Here is an 18,635-nt window from a genome sequence, read left to right as displayed (position 1 = left end):
ATGTCTTTTTCAGGCCGGCATAATGGTCGGCCTGATTTTGTTTTAGGTCAGTAGCTCAATTGGCAGAGCGACGGTCTCCAAAACCGTAGGTTGGGGGTTCGATTCCCTCCTGACCTGCCAGATTCACTCGGTGTATCTGGCTTTCTTTTCACAGGATCTTCATAGATGACTCCTAAAGCTGAAGCTCAAGGCTCTCGCTTCGATTTGCTCAAGTGGCTCGTCGTAGTCGCTTTGGTAATTGTTGGCGTTGTCGGCAATCAGTATTACGCTGCTTCGCCGATCCTGTACCGTGTACTCGCATTGCTTGTTATTGCTGCTGTAGCTGCCTTTGTAGGCCTGCAGACTGCCAAGGGCAAGTCTTTCTTTGTACTGGTTAAGGAAGCTCGCACCGAGATTCGTAAAGTCGTATGGCCAACTCGCCAAGAAACCACGCAGACCACGCTGATTGTTGTGGCTGTTGTCCTGGTTATGGCGTTGCTGTTGTGGGGGCTTGATTCCCTGCTCGGCTGGCTTGTTTCCTTGATTGTCGGCTAAGGGTGTCCCGTGGCTAAGCGTTGGTACGTTGTGCATGCTTACTCGGGTTACGAGAAGCATGTCATGCGTTCGTTGATCGAGCGTGTAAAGCTGGCTGGCATGGAAGATGGCTTCGGCGAAATTCTGGTTCCCACTGAAGAAGTGGTTGAAATGCGTAATGGCCAGAAACGCAAAAGCGAGCGCAAATTCTTCCCAGGTTATGTGCTGGTTCAGATGGATATGAACGAGGGTACTTGGCACTTGGTCAAGGATACTCCTCGGGTGATGGGTTTTATCGGCGGTACTGCTGATAAACCAGCACCAATCACCGATAAAGAAGCTGAGGCGATTCTGCGTCGCGTCGCCGACGGTAGCGACAAGCCGAAGCCGAAGACGTTGTTTGAGCCAGGTGAAACCGTTCGAGTCAATGACGGTCCGTTCGCTGACTTTAACGGTGTGGTTGAAGAAGTTAACTACGAAAAGAGCCGGATCCAAGTGGCAGTGCTCATTTTCGGACGCTCTACTCCGGTAGAGTTGGAGTTCAGTCAGGTCGAAAAGGTCTAGCTGAGCAAGCATCCCAACCCCGCAGCCCTAGGCTGTGGGGTTTTGTCGTCACTGGGATAAACGCGCAAGTAACCGGGGAGCCTTTCGAGGCGTTCGAACCCGTAATTGGAGTGCCTCATGGCCAAGAAGATTACCGCTTACATCAAGCTGCAAGTGAAGGCCGCTCAGGCTAACCCAAGCCCACCTGTTGGTCCTGCTCTGGGTCAGCACGGCGTGAACATCATGGAATTCTGCAAGGCTTTCAACGCCCGTACCCAGGGTCTGGAAGCTGGTCTGCCGACTCCAGTGATCATCACTGTCTACAGCGACCGTAGCTTCACTTTCGAAACCAAATCCACCCCTGCTTCGGTTCTGCTGAAGAAGGCGGCCGGTCTGACCAGCGGTTCCGCTCGTCCGAACACCGTTAAGGTTGGCACTGTTACCCGTGCTCAGCTGGAAGAAATCGCGAAAACCAAAAACGCGGATCTGACTGCAGCTGATATGGATGCAGCCGTGCGCACTATCGCCGGTTCTGCTCGTAGCATGGGCCTTAACGTGGAGGGTGTGTAATGGCTAAGCTGACCAAGCGCCAAAAGGCTATCGCTGAAAAAATCGAAGCGGGCAAGTCCTACAACTTCGAAGAGGCCGCAACTCTGCTGGCTTCGCTGCCAGCTGCCAAATTCGTCGAGTCGTTCGACGTAGCTGTAAACCTGGGCGTAGACCCGCGTAAATCCGACCAGGTCGTTCGTAGCGCTACTGTGCTGCCACACGGCACTGGCAAGACCGTTCGCGTTGCTGTGTTCACCCAGGGTCCAGCTGCTGAGGCCGCTCTGGCTGCCGGCGCTGACCGTGTAGGTATGGATGAGCTGGCTGCCGAAATGAAAGGCGGCGACCTGAACTATGACGTAGTGATCGCGTCCCCGGATGCAATGCGCGTTGTAGGTCAGCTGGGTCAGATCCTTGGTCCACGTGGTCTGATGCCTAACCCGAAAGTCGGCACTGTAACTCCAGACGTAGCTACCGCGGTTAAGAACGCCAAGGCTGGTCAGGTTCGTTATCGCACCGACAAAAACGGCATTATCCACACTTCCGTTGGCAAGATCGGCTTCGATGCCGTCAAGCTGAAGGAAAACGTTGAAGCTCTGATCGCTGATCTGAAGCGTATCAAGCCAGCTTCCTCGAAAGGTATCTACGTCAAGCGCGTTACCCTGAGCACCACTATGGGCCCAGGTCTGGTTATCGATCAGAGCTCGCTGGACGCGTAAGACAAAATTGGCGCAGTTGACTGTGCCAATTGAAAGATTGGGGTCCCTGCCTGGCGGGGGCTATCCAAGACCGTAGGCGACGCAAGTCTTAAACCTCAAGCCTACGCAGATGGTGCTCCCGGTTCCTTACCGAATCAGACACCAAAACGACATTCGGTTTCGATCGAATGAAACGGTAACAAGCAGGAGTTAAACCCGTGGCAATTAATCTCGAAGACAAGAAGGCCATCGTCGCTGAAGTCAACGAGGCTGCCAAAGTCGCTCTGTCCGCTGTCGTGGTTGATGCCCGTGGCGTAACAGTAGGCGCAATGACCGGACTCCGTAAAGAGGCTCGTGAAGCTGGCGTTTACGTACGTGTTGTACGTAACACCCTGCTCAAACGCGCTGTTGCTGGCACTTCGTACGAAGTGCTGAACGACGCGTTCACCGGCCCGACCCTGATCGCATTCTCCAACGAACACCCGGGCGCTGCTGCTCGCCTGTTCAAGGAATTTGCCAAGGGTCAGGATAAGTTCGAGATCAAGGCAGCTTCGTTCGAGGGCAAGTTCCTCGCAGCGAATGAGATCGACGTGCTGGCAAGCCTGCCAACTCGCGACGAAGCTATTGCGAAACTGATGAGCGTGATTCAAGGCGCTACCAGCAAGCTGGCTCGTACTCTGGCGGCAATTCGCGATCAGAAAGAAGCTGCTGCAGCCTGAGGCTGAGCGTTTCCAATCTCGCGTATTTTTGTTTATTTCGACGGCCGTACAGGCTGTCCACCAAATCAGGAATTGAGTCATGTCTCTGACTAACGAACAAATCATCGAAGCAATCGGCCAGAAAACCGTTCTGGAAGTTGTTGAGCTGATCAAAGCAATGGAAGAAACCTTCGGCGTGACCGCTGCTGTTGCTGCTGCTGGTCCAGCTGCTGCTGCCGCTGTTGTTGAAGAGCAAACCGAGTTCAACGTTGTTCTGGTTGAAGCCGGCGAGAAGAAAGTAAACGTGATCAAGGCAGTTCGTGAACTGACCGGTCTGGGCCTGAAAGAAGCCAAAGAGAAAGTCGACGGCGCTCCTCAGGTTGTAGCTGAAGGCGTTTCGAAAGAAGCTGCTGAAGACGCTAAGAAGAAGCTGGAAGAAGCAGGCGCTAAAGTCGAGCTGAAGTAAGCATCGACTTTGCTCCTCCAGCCCGAGCGTCAAGCGACAGGCTGATGGCTGGTGGCTCTTGCCACCGGCCTTTTTCCGTTATTGGCAGCCGACTGGGTCGGTGTCGATAACGAGCTGTAACCACCCGATGTGGTGGCGCAAACCATGGGGTTTGCACGATTTTCTGGCTGCTCCCGTCGGGAGGGGCCAAACAAGCAGGTGACCAAGCTGGGGAACGCTGATGGCTTACTCATATACTGAGAAAAAACGTATCCGCAAGGACTTTAGCAAGTTGCCGGACGTCATGGATGTGCCTTACCTCCTGGCCATCCAGCTGGATTCGTATCGTGAATTCTTGCAAGCGGGAGCGACTAAAGATCAGTTCCGCGACGTGGGCCTGCATGCGGCCTTCAAATCCGTTTTCCCGATCATCAGCTACTCCGGCAATGCTGCGCTGGAGTACGTCGGTTATCGCCTGGGCGAACCGGCATTTGATGTCAAAGAATGCGTATTGCGCGGTGTAACTTTCGCCGTACCTTTGCGGGTAAAAGTGCGCCTGATCATTTTCGACAAAGAATCGTCGAACAAAGCGATCAAGGACATCAAAGAGCAAGAAGTCTACATGGGTGAAATCCCATTGATGACTGAGAACGGTACCTTCGTAATCAACGGTACCGAGCGTGTTATCGTTTCCCAGCTGCACCGTTCCCCGGGCGTGTTCTTCGACCACGACCGTGGCAAGACGCACAGCTCCGGCAAACTGCTGTACTCCGCGCGCATCATTCCTTACCGCGGTTCGTGGCTGGACTTCGAGTTCGACCCGAAAGACTGCGTATTCGTGCGTATCGACCGTCGTCGCAAGCTGCCGGCCTCGGTACTGCTGCGCGCGCTCGGTTATACCACCGAGGAAGTGCTGGACGCGTTCTACACCACCAACGTATTCCACGTGAAAGGCGAAGGCCTGAGCCTGGAGCTGGTGCCTCAGCGCCTGCGTGGTGAAGTTGCGGTTCTCGACATCCAGGACGACAAAGGCAAGGTGATCGTCGAGCAGGGCCGTCGTATTACTGCCCGCCACATCAACCAGCTGGAAAAAGCCGGGATCAAAGAGCTGGACGTGCCTCTGGATTACGTTCTGGGTCGTACGACCGCCAAGGCGATCGTGCATCCGGCTACCGGTGAGATCCTGGCAGAGTGCAACACCGAGCTGTCGACCGAAATCCTGGCGAAAATCGCCAAGGCCGGCGTCGTACGCATCGAAACTCTGTACACCAACGACATCGACTGCGGTCCGTTCGTTTCCGACACGCTGAAGATCGACTCCACCAGCAACCAATTGGAAGCGCTGGTCGAGATCTATCGCATGATGCGTCCAGGCGAGCCGCCAACCAAAGACGCTGCCGAGACCCTGTTCAACAACCTGTTCTTCAGCCCTGAGCGCTATGACCTGTCTGCGGTCGGCCGGATGAAGTTCAACCGTCGTATCGGTCGTACCGAGATCGAAGGTTCGGGCGTGCTGTGCAAGGAAGACATCGTCGCGGTACTGAAGACTCTGGTCGACATCCGTAACGGTAAAGGCATCGTCGACGACATCGACCACCTGGGTAACCGTCGTGTTCGCTGCGTAGGCGAAATGGCCGAGAACCAGTTCCGCGTTGGCCTGGTACGTGTTGAGCGTGCGGTCAAAGAGCGTCTGTCGATGGCTGAAAGCGAAGGCCTGATGCCGCAAGACCTGATCAACGCCAAGCCAGTGGCTGCGGCGGTGAAAGAGTTCTTCGGTTCCAGCCAGCTGTCGCAGTTCATGGACCAGAACAACCCGCTGTCCGAGATCACCCACAAGCGTCGTGTCTCTGCACTCGGCCCTGGCGGTCTGACTCGTGAGCGCGCGGGCTTCGAAGTCCGTGACGTACACCCGACTCACTACGGTCGTGTCTGCCCGATTGAAACGCCGGAAGGTCCGAACATCGGTCTGATCAACTCCCTGGCTGCTTACGCTCGCACCAACCAGTACGGCTTCCTCGAGAGCCCGTACCGCGTGGTGAAAGAGGGTGTGGTCACCGACGACATCGTGTTCCTGTCCGCCATTGAAGAAGCCGATCACGTGATCGCGCAGGCTTCGGCGACCATGAACGAGCAGAAAGTCCTGATCGACGAACTGGTAGCTGTACGTCACCTGAACGAATTCACCGTCAAGGCGCCGGAAGACGTTACCTTGATGGACGTTTCGCCGAAGCAGGTAGTTTCGGTTGCAGCGTCGCTGATTCCGTTCCTCGAGCACGACGACGCCAACCGTGCGTTGATGGGTTCGAACATGCAGCGTCAAGCTGTACCAACCCTGCGCGCTGACAAGCCGCTGGTAGGTACCGGCATGGAGCGTAACGTGGCTCGCGACTCCGGCGTTTGCGTCGTGGCTCGTCGTGGCGGCGTGATCGATTCCGTTGATGCCAGCCGTATCGTGGTTCGTGTTGCCGATGACGAAGTTGAAACCGGCGAAGCTGGTGTCGACATCTACAACCTGACCAAATACACCCGCTCGAACCAGAACACCTGCATCAACCAGCGTCCGCTGGTGAGCAAGGGTGATCGCGTTCAGCGTAGCGACATCATGGCCGACGGCCCGTCCACCGACATGGGTGAACTGGCTCTGGGTCAGAACATGCGCATCGCGTTCATGGCATGGAACGGCTTCAACTTCGAAGACTCCATCTGCCTGTCCGAGCGTGTGGTTCAGGAAGACCGCTTCACCACGATCCACATTCAGGAACTGACCTGTGTGGCCCGTGACACCAAGCTTGGCCCAGAGGAAATCACTGCGGACATCCCGAACGTGGGTGAAGCTGCACTGAACAAGCTGGACGAAGCCGGTATCGTTTACGTAGGTGCTGAAGTCGGCGCAGGCGACATCCTGGTAGGCAAGGTCACTCCGAAAGGCGAGACCCAGCTGACTCCGGAAGAAAAACTGCTGCGTGCGATCTTCGGTGAAAAAGCCAGCGACGTTAAAGACACCTCCCTGCGCGTGCCAACCGGCACCAAAGGTACTGTCATCGACGTACAGGTCTTCACTCGTGACGGCGTTGAGCGTGATGCTCGTGCACTGTCGATCGAGAAGTCCCAGCTGGACGAGATCCGCAAGGATCTGAACGAAGAGTTCCGCATCGTTGAAGGCGCGACCTTCGAGCGTCTGCGTTCCGCTCTGGTAGGCCACAAGGCTGAAGGCGGCGCGGGCCTGAAGAAAGGTCAGGACATCACCGACGAAGTACTCGACGGTCTTGAGCATGGTCAGTGGTTCAAACTGCGCATGGCTGAAGATGCTCTGAACGAGCAGCTCGAGAAGGCTCAGGCCTACATCGTTGATCGTCGCCGTCTGCTGGACGACAAGTTCGAAGACAAGAAGCGCAAACTGCAGCAGGGCGATGACCTGGCTCCAGGCGTGCTGAAGATCGTCAAGGTTTACCTGGCAATCCGTCGTCGCATCCAGCCGGGCGACAAGATGGCCGGTCGTCACGGTAACAAAGGTGTGGTCTCCGTGATCATGCCGGTTGAAGACATGCCGCACGATGCCAATGGCACCCCGGTCGACGTGGTCCTCAACCCGCTGGGCGTACCTTCGCGTATGAACGTTGGTCAGATCCTTGAAACCCACCTGGGCCTCGCGGCCAAAGGTCTGGGCGAGAAGATCAACCGGATGGTCGAAGAACAGCGCAAAGTCGCTGAGCTGCGTACCTTCCTGGACGAGATCTACAACCAGATCGGCGGTCGTAACGAAGATCTGGACAGCTTCTCCGATCAGGAAATCCTGGATCTGGCGAAGAACCTGCGTGGTGGTGTTCCTATGGCCACTCCAGTGTTCGACGGTGCCAAGGAAAGCGAAATCAAGGCCATGCTGAAACTGGCAGACCTGCCAGAAAGCGGCCAGATGCAGCTGACCGACGGCCGTACCGGCAACAAGTTCGAGCGTCCAGTTACCGTTGGCTACATGTACATGCTGAAGCTGAACCACTTGGTAGACGACAAGATGCACGCGCGTTCTACCGGTTCGTACAGCCTGGTTACCCAGCAGCCGCTGGGTGGTAAGGCGCAGTTCGGTGGTCAGCGTTTCGGGGAGATGGAGGTCTGGGCACTGGAAGCATACGGTGCTGCTTACACTCTGCAAGAAATGCTCACAGTGAAGTCGGACGATGTGAACGGCCGGACCAAGATGTACAAAAACATCGTGGACGGCGATCACCGTATGGAGCCGGGCATGCCCGAGTCCTTCAACGTGTTGATCAAGGAAATTCGTTCCCTCGGCATCGATATCGATCTGGAAACCGAATAACACGTGACGCGATCGAGAGCGGGGCAGGATTGCCCGCTCTCTGCTCCGCCAGGAGGAAAGGCCTTGAAAGACCTACTGAATTTGCTGAAAAACCAGGGTCAAGTCGAAGAGTTCGACGCCATCCGTATCGGATTGGCCTCGCCTGAGATGATCCGCTCGTGGTCGTTCGGTGAAGTTAAAAAGCCGGAAACCATTAACTACCGTACGTTCAAACCTGAGCGTGACGGTCTGTTCTGCGCCAAGATCTTTGGCCCGGTAAAGGATTACGAGTGCCTGTGCGGTAAGTACAAGCGCTTGAAGCACCGTGGTGTTATCTGCGAGAAGTGCGGCGTTGAAGTTGCACTGGCCAAGGTTCGTCGTGAGCGCATGGCGCACATCGAACTGGCTTCGCCGGTTGCCCACATCTGGTTCCTGAAATCGCTGCCGTCCCGTATCGGCCTGCTGATGGACATGACCCTGCGTGATATCGAACGCGTTCTCTACTTCGAGAGCTATGTCGTTATCGATCCGGGCATGACCACCCTTGAAAAAGGTCAGCTGCTGAACGATGAGCAGTACTTCGAAGCGCTGGAAGAGTTCGGTGACGATTTCGACGCCCGCATGGGTGCCGAAGCTGTCCGTGAACTGCTGCACGCTATCGACCTGGAACACGAGATTGGCCGTCTGCGTGAAGAGATTCCGCAAACCAACTCCGAAACCAAGATCAAGAAGCTGTCCAAGCGTCTGAAGTTGATGGAAGCCTTCCAGGGTTCCGGCAACCTGCCAGAGTGGATGGTGCTGACCGTTCTGCCGGTTCTGCCGCCAGATCTGCGTCCACTGGTCCCGCTGGATGGCGGTCGTTTCGCGACTTCCGACCTCAACGATCTGTATCGTCGAGTGATCAACCGTAACAACCGTTTGAAGCGCCTGCTGGATCTGTCCGCTCCTGACATCATCGTGCGCAACGAAAAGCGTATGTTGCAGGAAGCTGTCGATGCACTGCTCGACAACGGTCGCCGTGGCCGCGCTATTACCGGTTCGAACAAGCGTCCTCTGAAATCCCTGGCTGACATGATCAAGGGTAAGCAGGGTCGTTTCCGTCAGAACTTGCTCGGTAAGCGTGTTGACTACTCCGGTCGTTCGGTAATTACCGTAGGCCCGACCCTGCGTCTGCACCAGTGCGGTCTGCCGAAGAAAATGGCTCTCGAGCTGTTCAAGCCGTTCATTTTCGGCAAGCTGGAAATGCGTGGTCTGGCGACCACCATCAAAGCGGCCAAGAAAATGGTCGAGCGCGAACTGCCAGAGGTTTGGGACGTTCTCGCTGAAGTGATTCGCGAACACCCGGTTCTTCTCAACCGTGCACCGACCCTTCACCGTCTGGGTATCCAGGCGTTTGAACCGGTATTGATCGAAGGCAAGGCTATCCAGCTGCACCCTCTGGTCTGCGCCGCGTACAACGCCGACTTCGACGGCGACCAAATGGCCGTGCACGTACCGCTGACGCTGGAAGCCCAGCTCGAAGCGCGTGCGTTGATGATGTCGACCAACAACATTCTTTCGCCAGCCAACGGTGAGCCAATCATCGTTCCGTCGCAGGACGTTGTATTGGGTCTGTACTACATGACTCGTGAAGCGATCAACGCCAAGGGCGAAGGTCGTGTGTTCGCGGATCTGCAGGAAGTTGACCGTGTGTTCCGTGCCGGCGAAGCCGCACTGCACGCCAAGATCAAGGTTCGTATCAACGAAACCGTGAACGATCGTGACGGCAACAGCGTGAACAACACCCGTATTGTCGACACCACTGTCGGCCGTGCGCTGCTGTTCCAGGTTGTGCCGAAAGGTCTGTCGTTTGACGTCGTCAACCTGCCGATGAAGAAAAAGGCGATCTCCAAGCTGATCAACCAGTGCTACCGCGTGGTTGGTCTGAAAGAGACCGTGATCTTCGCTGACCAGTTGATGTACACCGGTTTTGCCTACTCGACCATTTCCGGCGTTTCCATCGGTGTTAACGACTTCGTTATCCCGGATGAAAAAGCCCGCATCATCGGTGCTGCCACCGACGAAGTGAAAGAGATCGAGAGCCAGTACGCCTCCGGCCTGGTAACCCAGGGCGAGAAGTACAACAAAGTGATCGACCTCTGGTCGAAAGCGAACGACGAAGTCTCCAAGGCGATGATGGCCAACCTCTCGAAAGAGAAAGTCATCGACCGTCACGGCGTCGAAGTCGATCAAGAGTCTTTCAACTCGATGTACATGATGGCTGACTCGGGTGCGCGGGGTTCCGCAGCACAGATTCGTCAGCTGGCCGGTATGCGTGGTCTGATGGCCAAGCCGGACGGTTCCATCATTGAAACGCCGATTACTGCGAACTTCCGTGAAGGTCTGAGCGTACTCCAGTACTTCATCTCGACTCACGGTGCTCGTAAAGGTCTGGCGGATACCGCGTTGAAAACTGCGAACTCCGGTTACCTGACTCGTCGTCTGGTAGACGTGGCGCAGGATCTGGTCGTGACCGAGATCGATTGCGGCACCGAGCATGGCCTGGTGATGACTCCGCACATTGAAGGCGGTGACGTTGTAGAGCCGTTGGGTGAGCGCGTATTGGGTCGTGTCATTGCCCGTGACGTATTCAAGCCGGGTACCGAGGACGTCATCGTTCCTGCCGGCACTCTGGTAGACGAGAAGTGGGTCGAGTTCATCGAGCTGAACAGCATCGACGAAGTGATCGTGCGTTCGCCGATCAGCTGCGAAACCCGCTACGGCATTTGCGCCAAGTGCTACGGCCGTGACCTGGCTCGTGGTCACCAGGTGAACATCGGTGAGTCGGTCGGCGTTATCGCTGCCCAGTCCATCGGTGAGCCGGGTACCCAGCTGACGATGCGTACGTTCCACATCGGTGGTGCGGCAAGCCGTACTTCCGCAGCCGACAGCGTTCAGGTGAAGAATGGCGGTACCGTCCGTCTGCACAACCTGAAACACGTTGAGCGTGTGGATGGCAACCTGGTTGCCGTGTCCCGTTCCGGTGAGCTGGCAATTGCTGACGACTTCGGTCGTGAGCGTGAGCGTTACAAGCTGCCGTACGGTGCTGTGATTTCGGTTAAAGAAGGTGACAAGGTCGACGCTGGCGCCATCGTGGCCAAGTGGGATCCGCACACTCACCCGATCGTTACCGAAATGAAAGGTACCGTGACCTACGTGGGCATGGAAGAAGGCATCACGATCAAGCGTCAGACTGACGAATTGACCGGTATGACCAACATTGAAGTGCTCGATCCGAAAGATCGTCCAGCTGCCGGCAAGGACATCCGTCCTGCTGTGAAGATGGTCGACGACAACGGTAAGGATCTGTTGCTGCCAGGCACTGACGTTATCGCTCAGTACTTCCTGCCAGCCAACGCCCTGGTCGGTGTTGCGGACGGTGCGAAGATCGCGATCGGTGATGTTATCGCTCGTATCCCGCAAGAAACTTCGAAAACCCGTGACATCACCGGTGGTCTGCCGCGTGTTGCCGACCTGTTCGAGGCCCGTCGTCCGAAAGAAGCATCGATTCTGGCTGAAGTCAGCGGCACCATCGCGTTCGGTAAAGAGACCAAAGGCAAGCGCCGTCTGGTCATCACTCCGAACGACGGTAGCGATCCGTACGAAGAGCTGATTCCGAAGTGGCGTCACCTGAACGTGTTCGAAGGCGAACAGGTAAACCGCGGCGAAGTTATCTCCGACGGTCCGAGCGATCCGCACGACATCCTGCGTCTGCTGGGTGTGAGCGCGCTGGCCAAGTACATCGTCAACGAGATCCAGGACGTTTACCGTCTGCAAGGCGTGAAGATCAACGACAAGCACATCGAGACCATCCTGCGTCAGATGCTGCGTAAAGTTGAGATCTCCGAGTCCGGCGACTCCAGCTTCATCAAGGGCGACCAGATGGAACTGACTCACGTACTGGTAGAGAACGAGCGTCTGAACGCGGAAGACAAGTTTGTCTCCAAGTTCACCCGCGTTCTGCTGGGTATCACCAAGGCGTCGTTGTCGACCGAATCGTTCATCTCGGCGGCTTCCTTCCAGGAAACCACTCGCGTGCTGACCGAAGCGGCCGTAACCGGCAAGCGCGATTATCTGCGCGGCCTGAAAGAAAACGTGGTCGTGGGTCGTCTGATCCCGGCTGGTACCGGTCTGGCTTATCACAGCGAGCGCAAGCGTCGTCGTGATGCGGACAAACCGTTGCGCGTAAGCGCCAGTGAAGTGGAAGCTGCACTGACCGAAGCGCTGAACTCGAGCGGTAACTGAGTTCTGCGAAAAATGAGCTGAGGCCCTGATCGAACCGTTCATCGAATCGAGACATTTTGTCTAGGTTCGGCGGGCGGGGAGGTCGGGGCCTTGCCTTGACTGGGGACAAGATCCTCTTTAGACTCTTGATCCCCTAAATTTGGCGGGAATTCGTTCCTGCCATTTTGCTTTTCTTGCAAGACAACAGTGGAGCTAGTAGATGGCAACTATCAACCAGCTGGTACGTCAGCCGCGTAAGCGTATCGTCGAGAAATCCGACGTACCTGCGCTGCAGAACTGCCCGCAACGTCGTGGCGTGTGCACCCGTGTGTACACCACTACGCCGAAAAAACCTAACTCGGCACTGCGTAAAGTATGCCGTGTGCGTCTGACCAACGGTTTCGAGGTTTCCTCGTACATCGGTGGTGAAGGCCACAACCTGCAAGAGCACAGCGTGGTACTGATCCGCGGCGGTCGTGTAAAAGACTTGCCAGGTGTTCGTTACCACACCGTTCGCGGCTCCTTGGATACTTCCGGCGTTAAAGGCCGTAACCAGGGTCGTTCGAAGTACGGTACCAAGCGTCCGAAGTAATCGGCCGTTTTGCAGATTTTCATTTTATTGAGTCGATAAGAGTAAGGTCGGGCGCGCATCCTCTGGATCTGTCCCGAGCTAACCTGAAGACCGTTTGAGGGCTTATCAATGCCAAGACGTCGCGTAGCAGCAAAGCGTGAGATTCTGGACGATCCGAAATACGGAAGCCAAATCCTCGCCAAATTCATGAACCACGTTATGGAAAGCGGCAAGAAAGCCGTTGCCGAGCGTATCGTTTATGGTGCCCTGGAAACCGTTGCGGCTCGCAAGACCGGCACCGATCCCCTGGAACTCTTCGAAAAAGCACTCGACGCCATCGCTCCGCTGGTCGAAGTGAAGTCGCGCCGCGTTGGTGGTGCTACTTACCAGGTTCCGGTCGAGGTTCGTCCGTCCCGTCGTAACGCTCTGGCAATGCGCTGGTTGGTAGACTTCGCCCGCAAGCGCGGCGAGAAGTCTATGGCTCTGCGTTTGGCTGGCGAGCTGCTGGATGCTGCTGAAGGTAAAGGTGCTGCTGTTAAGAAGCGTGAAGACGTGCACCGTATGGCCGAAGCCAACAAAGCTTTCTCGCACTACCGCTTCTAATTTTAGCTTCACTAATTTTGCGAGGGCTTTATGGCTCGTACTACTCCGATTAGTCGCTACCGTAACATCGGTATCGTCGCACACGTGGATGCTGGTAAAACCACCACCACCGAGCGCGTCCTTTTTTACACTGGCAAAAGTCACAAAATGGGCGAGGTGCATGACGGCGCCGCGACCACAGACTGGATGGTTCAGGAGCAGGAGCGTGGTATTACCATTACTTCTGCTGCCATTACCGCCTTCTGGAAAGGTTCCGAGAAGCAGTACCCACACGAGCATCGCTTCAACGTAATCGATACCCCGGGCCACGTAGACTTCACCATTGAAGTAGAGCGTTCCCTGCGCGTACTCGACGGCGCTGTCGTTGTGTTCTGCGGTACTTCGGGCGTTGAGCCTCAGTCGGAAACCGTATGGCGTCAGGCCAACAAGTACGGCGTTCCTCGTCTTGTTTACGTAAACAAGATGGACCGTGCTGGTGCCAACTTCCTGCGCGTGATCGGTCAGATCAAGCAGCGTCTGGGTCACACTCCGGTGCCGATCCAGTTGGCTATTGGTTCGGAAGACAACTTCCAGGGCCAGATCGACCTGATCAACATGCAAGCTGTCTACTGGAACGACTCTGACAAGGGTATGGTTCCAGTTCGCAAGGAAATCCCTGCGGACATGCTTGAGTTGGCTGAAGAGTGGCGCAACAACATGGTTGAAGCTGCCGCCGAAGCCAGCGAAGAGCTGATGAACAAGTACCTGGAAGGCGAAGAGCTGTCGATCGAAGAGATCAAGGCTGCTCTGCGTGCACGTACTATCGCTGGCGAAATCGTTCTGGCTGTTTGCGGTTCTTCGTTCAAGAACAAGGGTGTTCCCCTGGTTCTCGACGCCGTTATCGACTTCCTGCCTGCTCCGACCGATATTCCTGCTATCAAGGGTTCCAACCCTGATAACGAGGAAGAAGAGATGGAGCGTCATGCAAGCGACGACGAGCCGTTCGCGGCCCTGGCGTTCAAGATCGCTACCGACCCATTCGTGGGTACCTTGACCTTCGTCCGCGTTTACTCGGGCGTGTTGAACTCCGGCGACGGCGTTATCAACTCGGTTAAAGGCAAGAAAGAGCGCGTGGGTCGTATGGTGCAAATGCACGCAAACGCCCGTGAAGAGATCAAGGAAGTGCGCGCTGGCGACATCGCGGCCCTGATCGGCATGAAGGACGTCACCACTGGTGAAACCCTCTGCAATGCTGACAAGCCAATCATCCTGGTTCGCATGGACTTCCCGGAGCCGGTTATTTCGGTTGCCGTAGAGCCTAAGACCAAGGATGACCAGGAAAAAATGGGTATCGCTCTGGGCAAGCTTGCTCAGGAAGACCCGTCTTTCCGCGTTAAAACTGATGAAGAGACTGGTCAGACGATCATCTCCGGCATGGGCGAGTTGCACCTGGACATCCTGGTTGACCGGATGCGTCGTGAGTTCAACGTCGAAGCCAACATCGGCAAGCCGCAGGTTTCGTACCGTGAGCGCATCACGAAGAACTGCGAAATCGAAGGCAAGTTCGTTCGTCAGTCCGGCGGTCGTGGCCAGTTCGGTCACTGCTGGATTCGCTTTGCTCCTGCTGACGAAGGTCAGGAAGGTCTGCAATTCCTGAACGAAGTAGTGGGTGGTGTGGTTCCTAAGGAATACATCCCGGCTATCCAGAAGGGTATCGAAGAGCAGATGAAGAACGGCGTTGTTGCCGGCTATCCGCTGATCGGCCTGAAGGCTACCGTGTTCGATGGTTCTTACCACGACGTCGACTCCAACGAGATGGCGTTTAAAGTGGCTGCTTCCATGGCGACCAAGCAACTGGCCCAGAAGGGCGGTGGTGAGTTGCTCGAGCCGATCATGGCGGTAGAGGTTGTTACGCCTGAAGACTATATGGGTGATGTGATGGGCGACCTTAACCGTCGTCGCGGCATGATCCAGGGTATGGAAGACACAGTGTCCGGCAAGGTTATCCGTGCCGAAGTTCCACTGGGTGAGATGTTCGGTTATGCGACCGACGTTCGTTCCATGTCCCAGGGTCGCGCAAGCTACTCTATGGAATTCAAAAAATACGATACGGCTCCGTCGCACATCGTCGAATCCGTTACCAAAAAACAAGGCTGATTCAGCCCCTTTAGGCTAGGAGTTAATTGTCGTGGCTAAAGAAAAATTTGATCGTTCCCTACCGCACGTAAACGTTGGCACCATCGGCCACGTTGACCACGGTAAAACCACTCTGACCGCTGCTCTGACTCGCGTCTGCTCCGAAGTTTTCGGTTCGGCCGTAGTTGAATTCGACAAGATCGACAGCGCTCCAGAAGAAAAAGCTCGCGGTATCACCATCAACACCGCGCACGTTGAGTACAACTCGAACATTCGTCACTACGCTCACGTTGACTGCCCAGGTCACGCTGACTACGTGAAGAACATGATCACTGGTGCTGCGCAGATGGACGGCGCGATCCTGGTTTGCTCGGCCGCTGATGGTCCGATGCCACAAACCCGTGAGCACATCCTGCTGTCCCGTCAGGTAGGCGTTCCGTACATCGTGGTTTTCCTGAACAAGGCTGACCTGGTAGACGACGCTGAGCTGCTGGAACTGGTTGAGATGGAAGTTCGCGACCTGCTGTCCACCTACGACTTCCCAGGCGACGACACTCCGATCATCATCGGTTCGGCTCGTATGGCACTGGAAGGCAAAGACGACAACGAAATGGGCACCACCGCTGTCAAGAAGCTGGTGGAAACTCTGGACAGCTACATCCCAGAGCCAGAGCGTGCTATCGACAAGCCATTCCTGATGCCAATCGAAGACGTGTTCTCGATCTCGGGTCGCGGTACTGTTGTGACCGGTCGTATCGAGCGCGGTATCGTTCGCGTTCAAGACGCCCTGGAAATCGTTGGTCTGCGTGACACCACCACCACCACCTGCACCGGTGTTGAGATGTTCCGCAAGCTGCTGGACGAAGGTCGTGCTGGCGAGAACTGCGGCGTTCTGCTGCGTGGCACCAAGCGTGACGACGTTGAGCGTGGTCAGGTTCTGGTCAAGCCGGGTTCGGTTAAGCCGCACACCAAGTTCACCGCAGAAGTTTACGTTCTGAGCAAGGAAGAAGGCGGCCGTCACACTCCGTTCTTCAAAGGCTACCGTCCACAGTTCTACTTCCGTACTACTGACGTGACTGGTAACTGCGAGCTGCCAGAAGGCGTTGAAATGGTAATGCCGGGTGACAACATTCAGATGACTGTTACCCTGATCAAAACCATCGCGATGGAAGACGGCCTGCGTTTCGCAATCCGTGAAGGCGGCCGTACCGTTGGTGCTGGCGTCGTAGCTAAAATCATCGAGTGATCTCTTTATTGAGTCAGCTTTGATGAGTTGAAAAAGCCCCCGCTTAGCGGGGGCTTTTTTATTGGGTTGACACCTATCTGGGGCGTCTATAGAATTGCGCCTCCTTTTAACGGGCGTATTGCGCCCGGTGGGAATAGCAGCCGGAGTCTGAAATCCAATGCAAAATCAGCAAATCCGTATCAGGTTGAAGGCTTTTGACCATCGCCTGATCGACCAATCAACCCAGGAAATCGTGGAAACCGCGAAACGTACTGGTGCTCAAGTGCGTGGTCCAATTCCACTGCCTACCCGTAAAGAGCGGTTCACCGTTCTGGTCTCCCCGCACGTCAACAAAGACGCGCGTGACCAGTACGAAATCCGCACTCATAAGCGCGTTCTGGACATCGTCCAGCCAACGGATAAAACCGTTGATGCACTTATGAAGCTTGATCTTGCGGCCGGTGTGGAAGTGCAGATCAGCCTCGGCTAAGACTCGGTCTTGGTCGTGTAACGCTCTGAAATGGGCGGCCATAGCGGGTGAAAGCCCCGTACACTCATGAGGTTTACAACATGACTATTGGTGTAGTCGGTCGTAAAGCGGGTATGACCCGTATTTTCACCGAAGAAGGTGTCTCCATTCCGGTCACGGTCATTGAGATCGAGCCGAATCGCGTCACCCAGTTCAAAACTGAAGAAACCGATGGCTATCGTGCAGTGCAAGTCACTGTCGGCGAGCGTCGTGCTTCCCGCGTAACAGCTGCTCAGGCTGGCCACTTCGCCAAGGCGAACGTTGCCGCTGGTCGTACCGTAATGGAGTTCCGCCTTGAAGAAGGCGAGTACCAGGCCGGCGATCTGATCAACGCTGAAATCTTCGCTGCTGGTCAACTGGTTGATGTAACCGGTCAGTCCAAAGGTAAAGGCTTCCAGGGTACGATCAAGCGTTGGAATTTCCGCGGGCAAGATAACACCCACGGTAACTCCGTATCCCACCGCGTCCCAGGCTCTATCGGCCAGTGCCAGACTCCTGGTCGTGTATTCAAGGGCAAAAAAATGTCCGGTCATATGGGCGCTGAGCGCGTGACCGTGCAGTCCCTGGAAGTAGTGCGCGTGGACGCTGAACGCAATCTGTTGTTGGTCAAGGGCGCTGTTCCTGGCGCTACTGGCGGCAACCTGGTTGTACGTCCAGCAGCCAAGGCTCGCGGTTAAGGGGAAGCTGACATGCAATTAAATGTAAATGACGCTCAAGCGATCGAAGTTTCCGAACTGACATTTGGCGGCGAGTTCAACGAGACGCTGGTTCACCAAGCAGTCGTGGCCTACATGGCCGGCGGCCGTCAAGGTAGCAAGCAGCAGAAGACCCGTTCCGACGTTCGTGGTGGCGGCAAGCGCCCGTGGCGTCAGAAAGGTACTGGCCGTGCTCGTGCCGGTACTATCCGTAGCCCAATCTGGCGCGGCGGCGGCACCACTTTCGCAGCTCGTCCACAGGATCACTCCCAGAAGCTGAACAAGAAGATGTATCGCGCAGCAATGCGTTCCATCCTTGCTGAGCTGGTGCGTACTGATCGTCTGGTCGTGGTTCAGGATTTCGCAGTTGAAACTCCGAAAACCAAGGACCTGCTGGGCAAACTGAACAACATGAGCCTGACCGACGTTCTGATCGTGTCGGATGCTGTTGATCAGAACCTGTACCTGGCTGCTCGCAACCTGCCACACGTAGATGTACGTGACGTGCAAGGTTCCGATCCAGTTAGTCTGATCGCATACGACAAGGTGTTGATCACCGTGTCGGCCGTGAAGAAATTCGAGGAGCTGCTGGGATGAACCAGGAACGCGTATTTAAAGTTCTGCTTGGCCCGCACGTTTCCGAGAAGGCTACGGTTCTGGCAGACAAGAAAGGCCAGTTCGTTTTCAAGGTTGCTACTGACGCAACCAAGCTGGAAATCAAGAAGGCCGTCGAAAGCCTGTTCAGCGTGAAAGTTGAGCGTGTTACTACCCTGAACGTTCTGGGTAAGAGCAAGCGCACCGCTCGCGGTCTGGGCAAGCGTAATGACTGGAAGAAGGCAGTTATCTCCCTTCAGCCAGGCCAAGATCTCGATTTCAGCAGCAGTGCTGAGTAAGGAA

At 55.8% G+C, this 18,635-nt stretch carries 16 protein-coding genes and 1 tRNA gene; all 17 read left to right on the top strand.

Features of this window, described 5'->3' with window-relative positions; genetic code table 11:
• Positions 1-44: 44 nt before the first annotated feature.
• The 17 genes from KJY40_RS27330 to rplW all read left to right on the top strand — a co-directional run bounded on the left by KJY40_RS27330 (position 45) and on the right by rplW (position 18,631).
• Positions 45-120: transfer RNA gene (locus KJY40_RS27330), tRNA-Trp, on the top strand.
• A gap of 45 nt (positions 121-165) precedes the next feature.
• Complete coding sequence (secE, locus tag KJY40_RS27325; RefSeq protein ID WP_007957600.1) at positions 166-534, top strand: preprotein translocase subunit SecE; 369 nt, start codon at positions 166-168, stop codon at positions 532-534.
• 9 nt (positions 535-543) lie between these two features.
• Positions 544-1,077 (top strand): transcription termination/antitermination protein NusG, encoded by a 534-nt coding sequence (gene nusG / locus KJY40_RS27320; protein WP_007957598.1) that lies wholly within the window; start codon positions 544-546, stop codon positions 1,075-1,077.
• Positions 1,078-1,194: 117 nt separating this feature from the next.
• Positions 1,195-1,626, top strand: a complete 432-nt coding sequence (rplK, locus tag KJY40_RS27315; protein ID WP_003228756.1) for a 50S ribosomal protein L11 — start codon at positions 1,195-1,197, stop codon at positions 1,624-1,626.
• The gene (rplA, locus tag KJY40_RS27310; RefSeq protein ID WP_011336175.1) at positions 1,626-2,321 is read left to right on the top strand and encodes a 50S ribosomal protein L1; all 696 of its coding nucleotides are present in this window, start codon (positions 1,626-1,628) and stop codon (positions 2,319-2,321) included. Before rplK ends, rplA begins: the two co-directional genes overlap by 1 nt.
• A gap of 197 nt (positions 2,322-2,518) precedes the next feature.
• Positions 2,519-3,019, top strand: a complete 501-nt coding sequence (rplJ, locus tag KJY40_RS27305; RefSeq protein WP_011336174.1) for a 50S ribosomal protein L10 — start codon at positions 2,519-2,521, stop codon at positions 3,017-3,019.
• Between the two features lie 79 nt (positions 3,020-3,098).
• The gene (rplL, locus tag KJY40_RS27300) at positions 3,099-3,464 is read left to right on the top strand and encodes a 50S ribosomal protein L7/L12 (RefSeq protein WP_007957596.1); all 366 of its coding nucleotides are present in this window, start codon (positions 3,099-3,101) and stop codon (positions 3,462-3,464) included.
• Positions 3,465-3,684: 220 nt separating this feature from the next.
• Positions 3,685-7,758: a DNA-directed RNA polymerase subunit beta gene (gene rpoB / locus KJY40_RS27295; RefSeq protein ID WP_007957595.1), complete on the top strand. Its 4,074-nt coding sequence runs from the start codon at positions 3,685-3,687 to the stop codon at positions 7,756-7,758.
• Positions 7,759-7,821: 63 nt separating this feature from the next.
• Positions 7,822-12,021 carry a DNA-directed RNA polymerase subunit beta' gene (gene rpoC, locus KJY40_RS27290; RefSeq protein ID WP_230733808.1) on the top strand — a complete coding sequence of 1,400 codons (4,200 nt, stop codon included), beginning with the start codon at positions 7,822-7,824 and terminating at the stop codon, positions 12,019-12,021.
• A gap of 199 nt (positions 12,022-12,220) precedes the next feature.
• Positions 12,221-12,592 (top strand): 30S ribosomal protein S12, encoded by a 372-nt coding sequence (rpsL, locus tag KJY40_RS27285; RefSeq protein ID WP_003186084.1) that lies wholly within the window; start codon positions 12,221-12,223, stop codon positions 12,590-12,592.
• Positions 12,593-12,700: 108 nt separating this feature from the next.
• Positions 12,701-13,174, top strand: a complete 474-nt coding sequence (rpsG, locus tag KJY40_RS27280; protein ID WP_007957592.1) for a 30S ribosomal protein S7 — start codon at positions 12,701-12,703, stop codon at positions 13,172-13,174.
• Between the two features lie 30 nt (positions 13,175-13,204).
• The gene (gene fusA / locus KJY40_RS27275) at positions 13,205-15,310 is read left to right on the top strand and encodes an elongation factor G (RefSeq protein ID WP_064599781.1); all 2,106 of its coding nucleotides are present in this window, start codon (positions 13,205-13,207) and stop codon (positions 15,308-15,310) included.
• 31 nt (positions 15,311-15,341) lie between these two features.
• The gene (gene tuf, locus KJY40_RS27270) at positions 15,342-16,535 is read left to right on the top strand and encodes an elongation factor Tu (protein ID WP_010220303.1); all 1,194 of its coding nucleotides are present in this window, start codon (positions 15,342-15,344) and stop codon (positions 16,533-16,535) included.
• A gap of 157 nt (positions 16,536-16,692) precedes the next feature.
• Positions 16,693-17,004, top strand: coding sequence for a 30S ribosomal protein S10 (gene rpsJ / locus KJY40_RS27265; protein ID WP_003186070.1), 312 nt, complete (start codon positions 16,693-16,695; stop codon positions 17,002-17,004).
• Between the two features lie 80 nt (positions 17,005-17,084).
• A complete protein-coding gene (gene rplC / locus KJY40_RS27260) occupies positions 17,085-17,720 on the top strand; it encodes a 50S ribosomal protein L3 (protein ID WP_007955641.1) in 636 nt (211 codons plus the stop codon).
• Between the two features lie 12 nt (positions 17,721-17,732).
• On the top strand, positions 17,733-18,335 hold the full coding sequence (gene rplD / locus KJY40_RS27255; protein ID WP_003228735.1) for a 50S ribosomal protein L4: 603 nt from the start codon (positions 17,733-17,735) through the stop codon (positions 18,333-18,335).
• Positions 18,332-18,631, top strand: a complete 300-nt coding sequence (rplW, locus tag KJY40_RS27250; protein ID WP_002555488.1) for a 50S ribosomal protein L23 — start codon at positions 18,332-18,334, stop codon at positions 18,629-18,631. The genes rplD and rplW overlap by 4 nt, the downstream gene beginning before the upstream one ends.
• Positions 18,632-18,635: the final 4 nt, after the last annotated feature.

It is taken from the genome of Pseudomonas fitomaticsae, assembly GCF_021018765.1.
Classification (GTDB): Bacteria; Pseudomonadota; Gammaproteobacteria; order Pseudomonadales; family Pseudomonadaceae; genus Aquipseudomonas; species Aquipseudomonas fitomaticsae.
The sequence above is the reverse complement of the archived record's forward strand: the minus strand, read 5'-3'. Positions and strand labels throughout refer to the sequence as shown.

Bases quoted from the DNA above. Each gene is read 5' to 3' on its own strand.
- rpsJ (WP_003186070.1), top strand. From the start codon at position 16,693: ATGCAAAATCAGCAAATCCGTATCAGGTTGAAGGCTTTTGACCATCGC.
- rplD (WP_003228735.1), top strand. From the start codon at position 17,733: ATGCAATTAAATGTAAATGACGCTCAAGCGATCGAAGTTTCCGAACTG.
- rplL (WP_007957596.1), top strand. From the start codon at position 3,099: ATGTCTCTGACTAACGAACAAATCATCGAAGCAATCGGCCAGAAAACC.
- rplC (WP_007955641.1), top strand. From the start codon at position 17,085: ATGACTATTGGTGTAGTCGGTCGTAAAGCGGGTATGACCCGTATTTTC.
- rpoB (WP_007957595.1), top strand. From the start codon at position 3,685: ATGGCTTACTCATATACTGAGAAAAAACGTATCCGCAAGGACTTTAGC.
- rplK (WP_003228756.1), top strand. From the start codon at position 1,195: ATGGCCAAGAAGATTACCGCTTACATCAAGCTGCAAGTGAAGGCCGCT.
- rplA (WP_011336175.1), top strand. From the start codon at position 1,626: ATGGCTAAGCTGACCAAGCGCCAAAAGGCTATCGCTGAAAAAATCGAA.
- rpsL (WP_003186084.1), top strand. From the start codon at position 12,221: ATGGCAACTATCAACCAGCTGGTACGTCAGCCGCGTAAGCGTATCGTC.
- secE (WP_007957600.1), top strand. From the start codon at position 166: ATGACTCCTAAAGCTGAAGCTCAAGGCTCTCGCTTCGATTTGCTCAAG.
- rpsG (WP_007957592.1), top strand. From the start codon at position 12,701: ATGCCAAGACGTCGCGTAGCAGCAAAGCGTGAGATTCTGGACGATCCG.
- fusA (WP_064599781.1), top strand. From the start codon at position 13,205: ATGGCTCGTACTACTCCGATTAGTCGCTACCGTAACATCGGTATCGTC.
- rplW (WP_002555488.1), top strand. From the start codon at position 18,332: ATGAACCAGGAACGCGTATTTAAAGTTCTGCTTGGCCCGCACGTTTCC.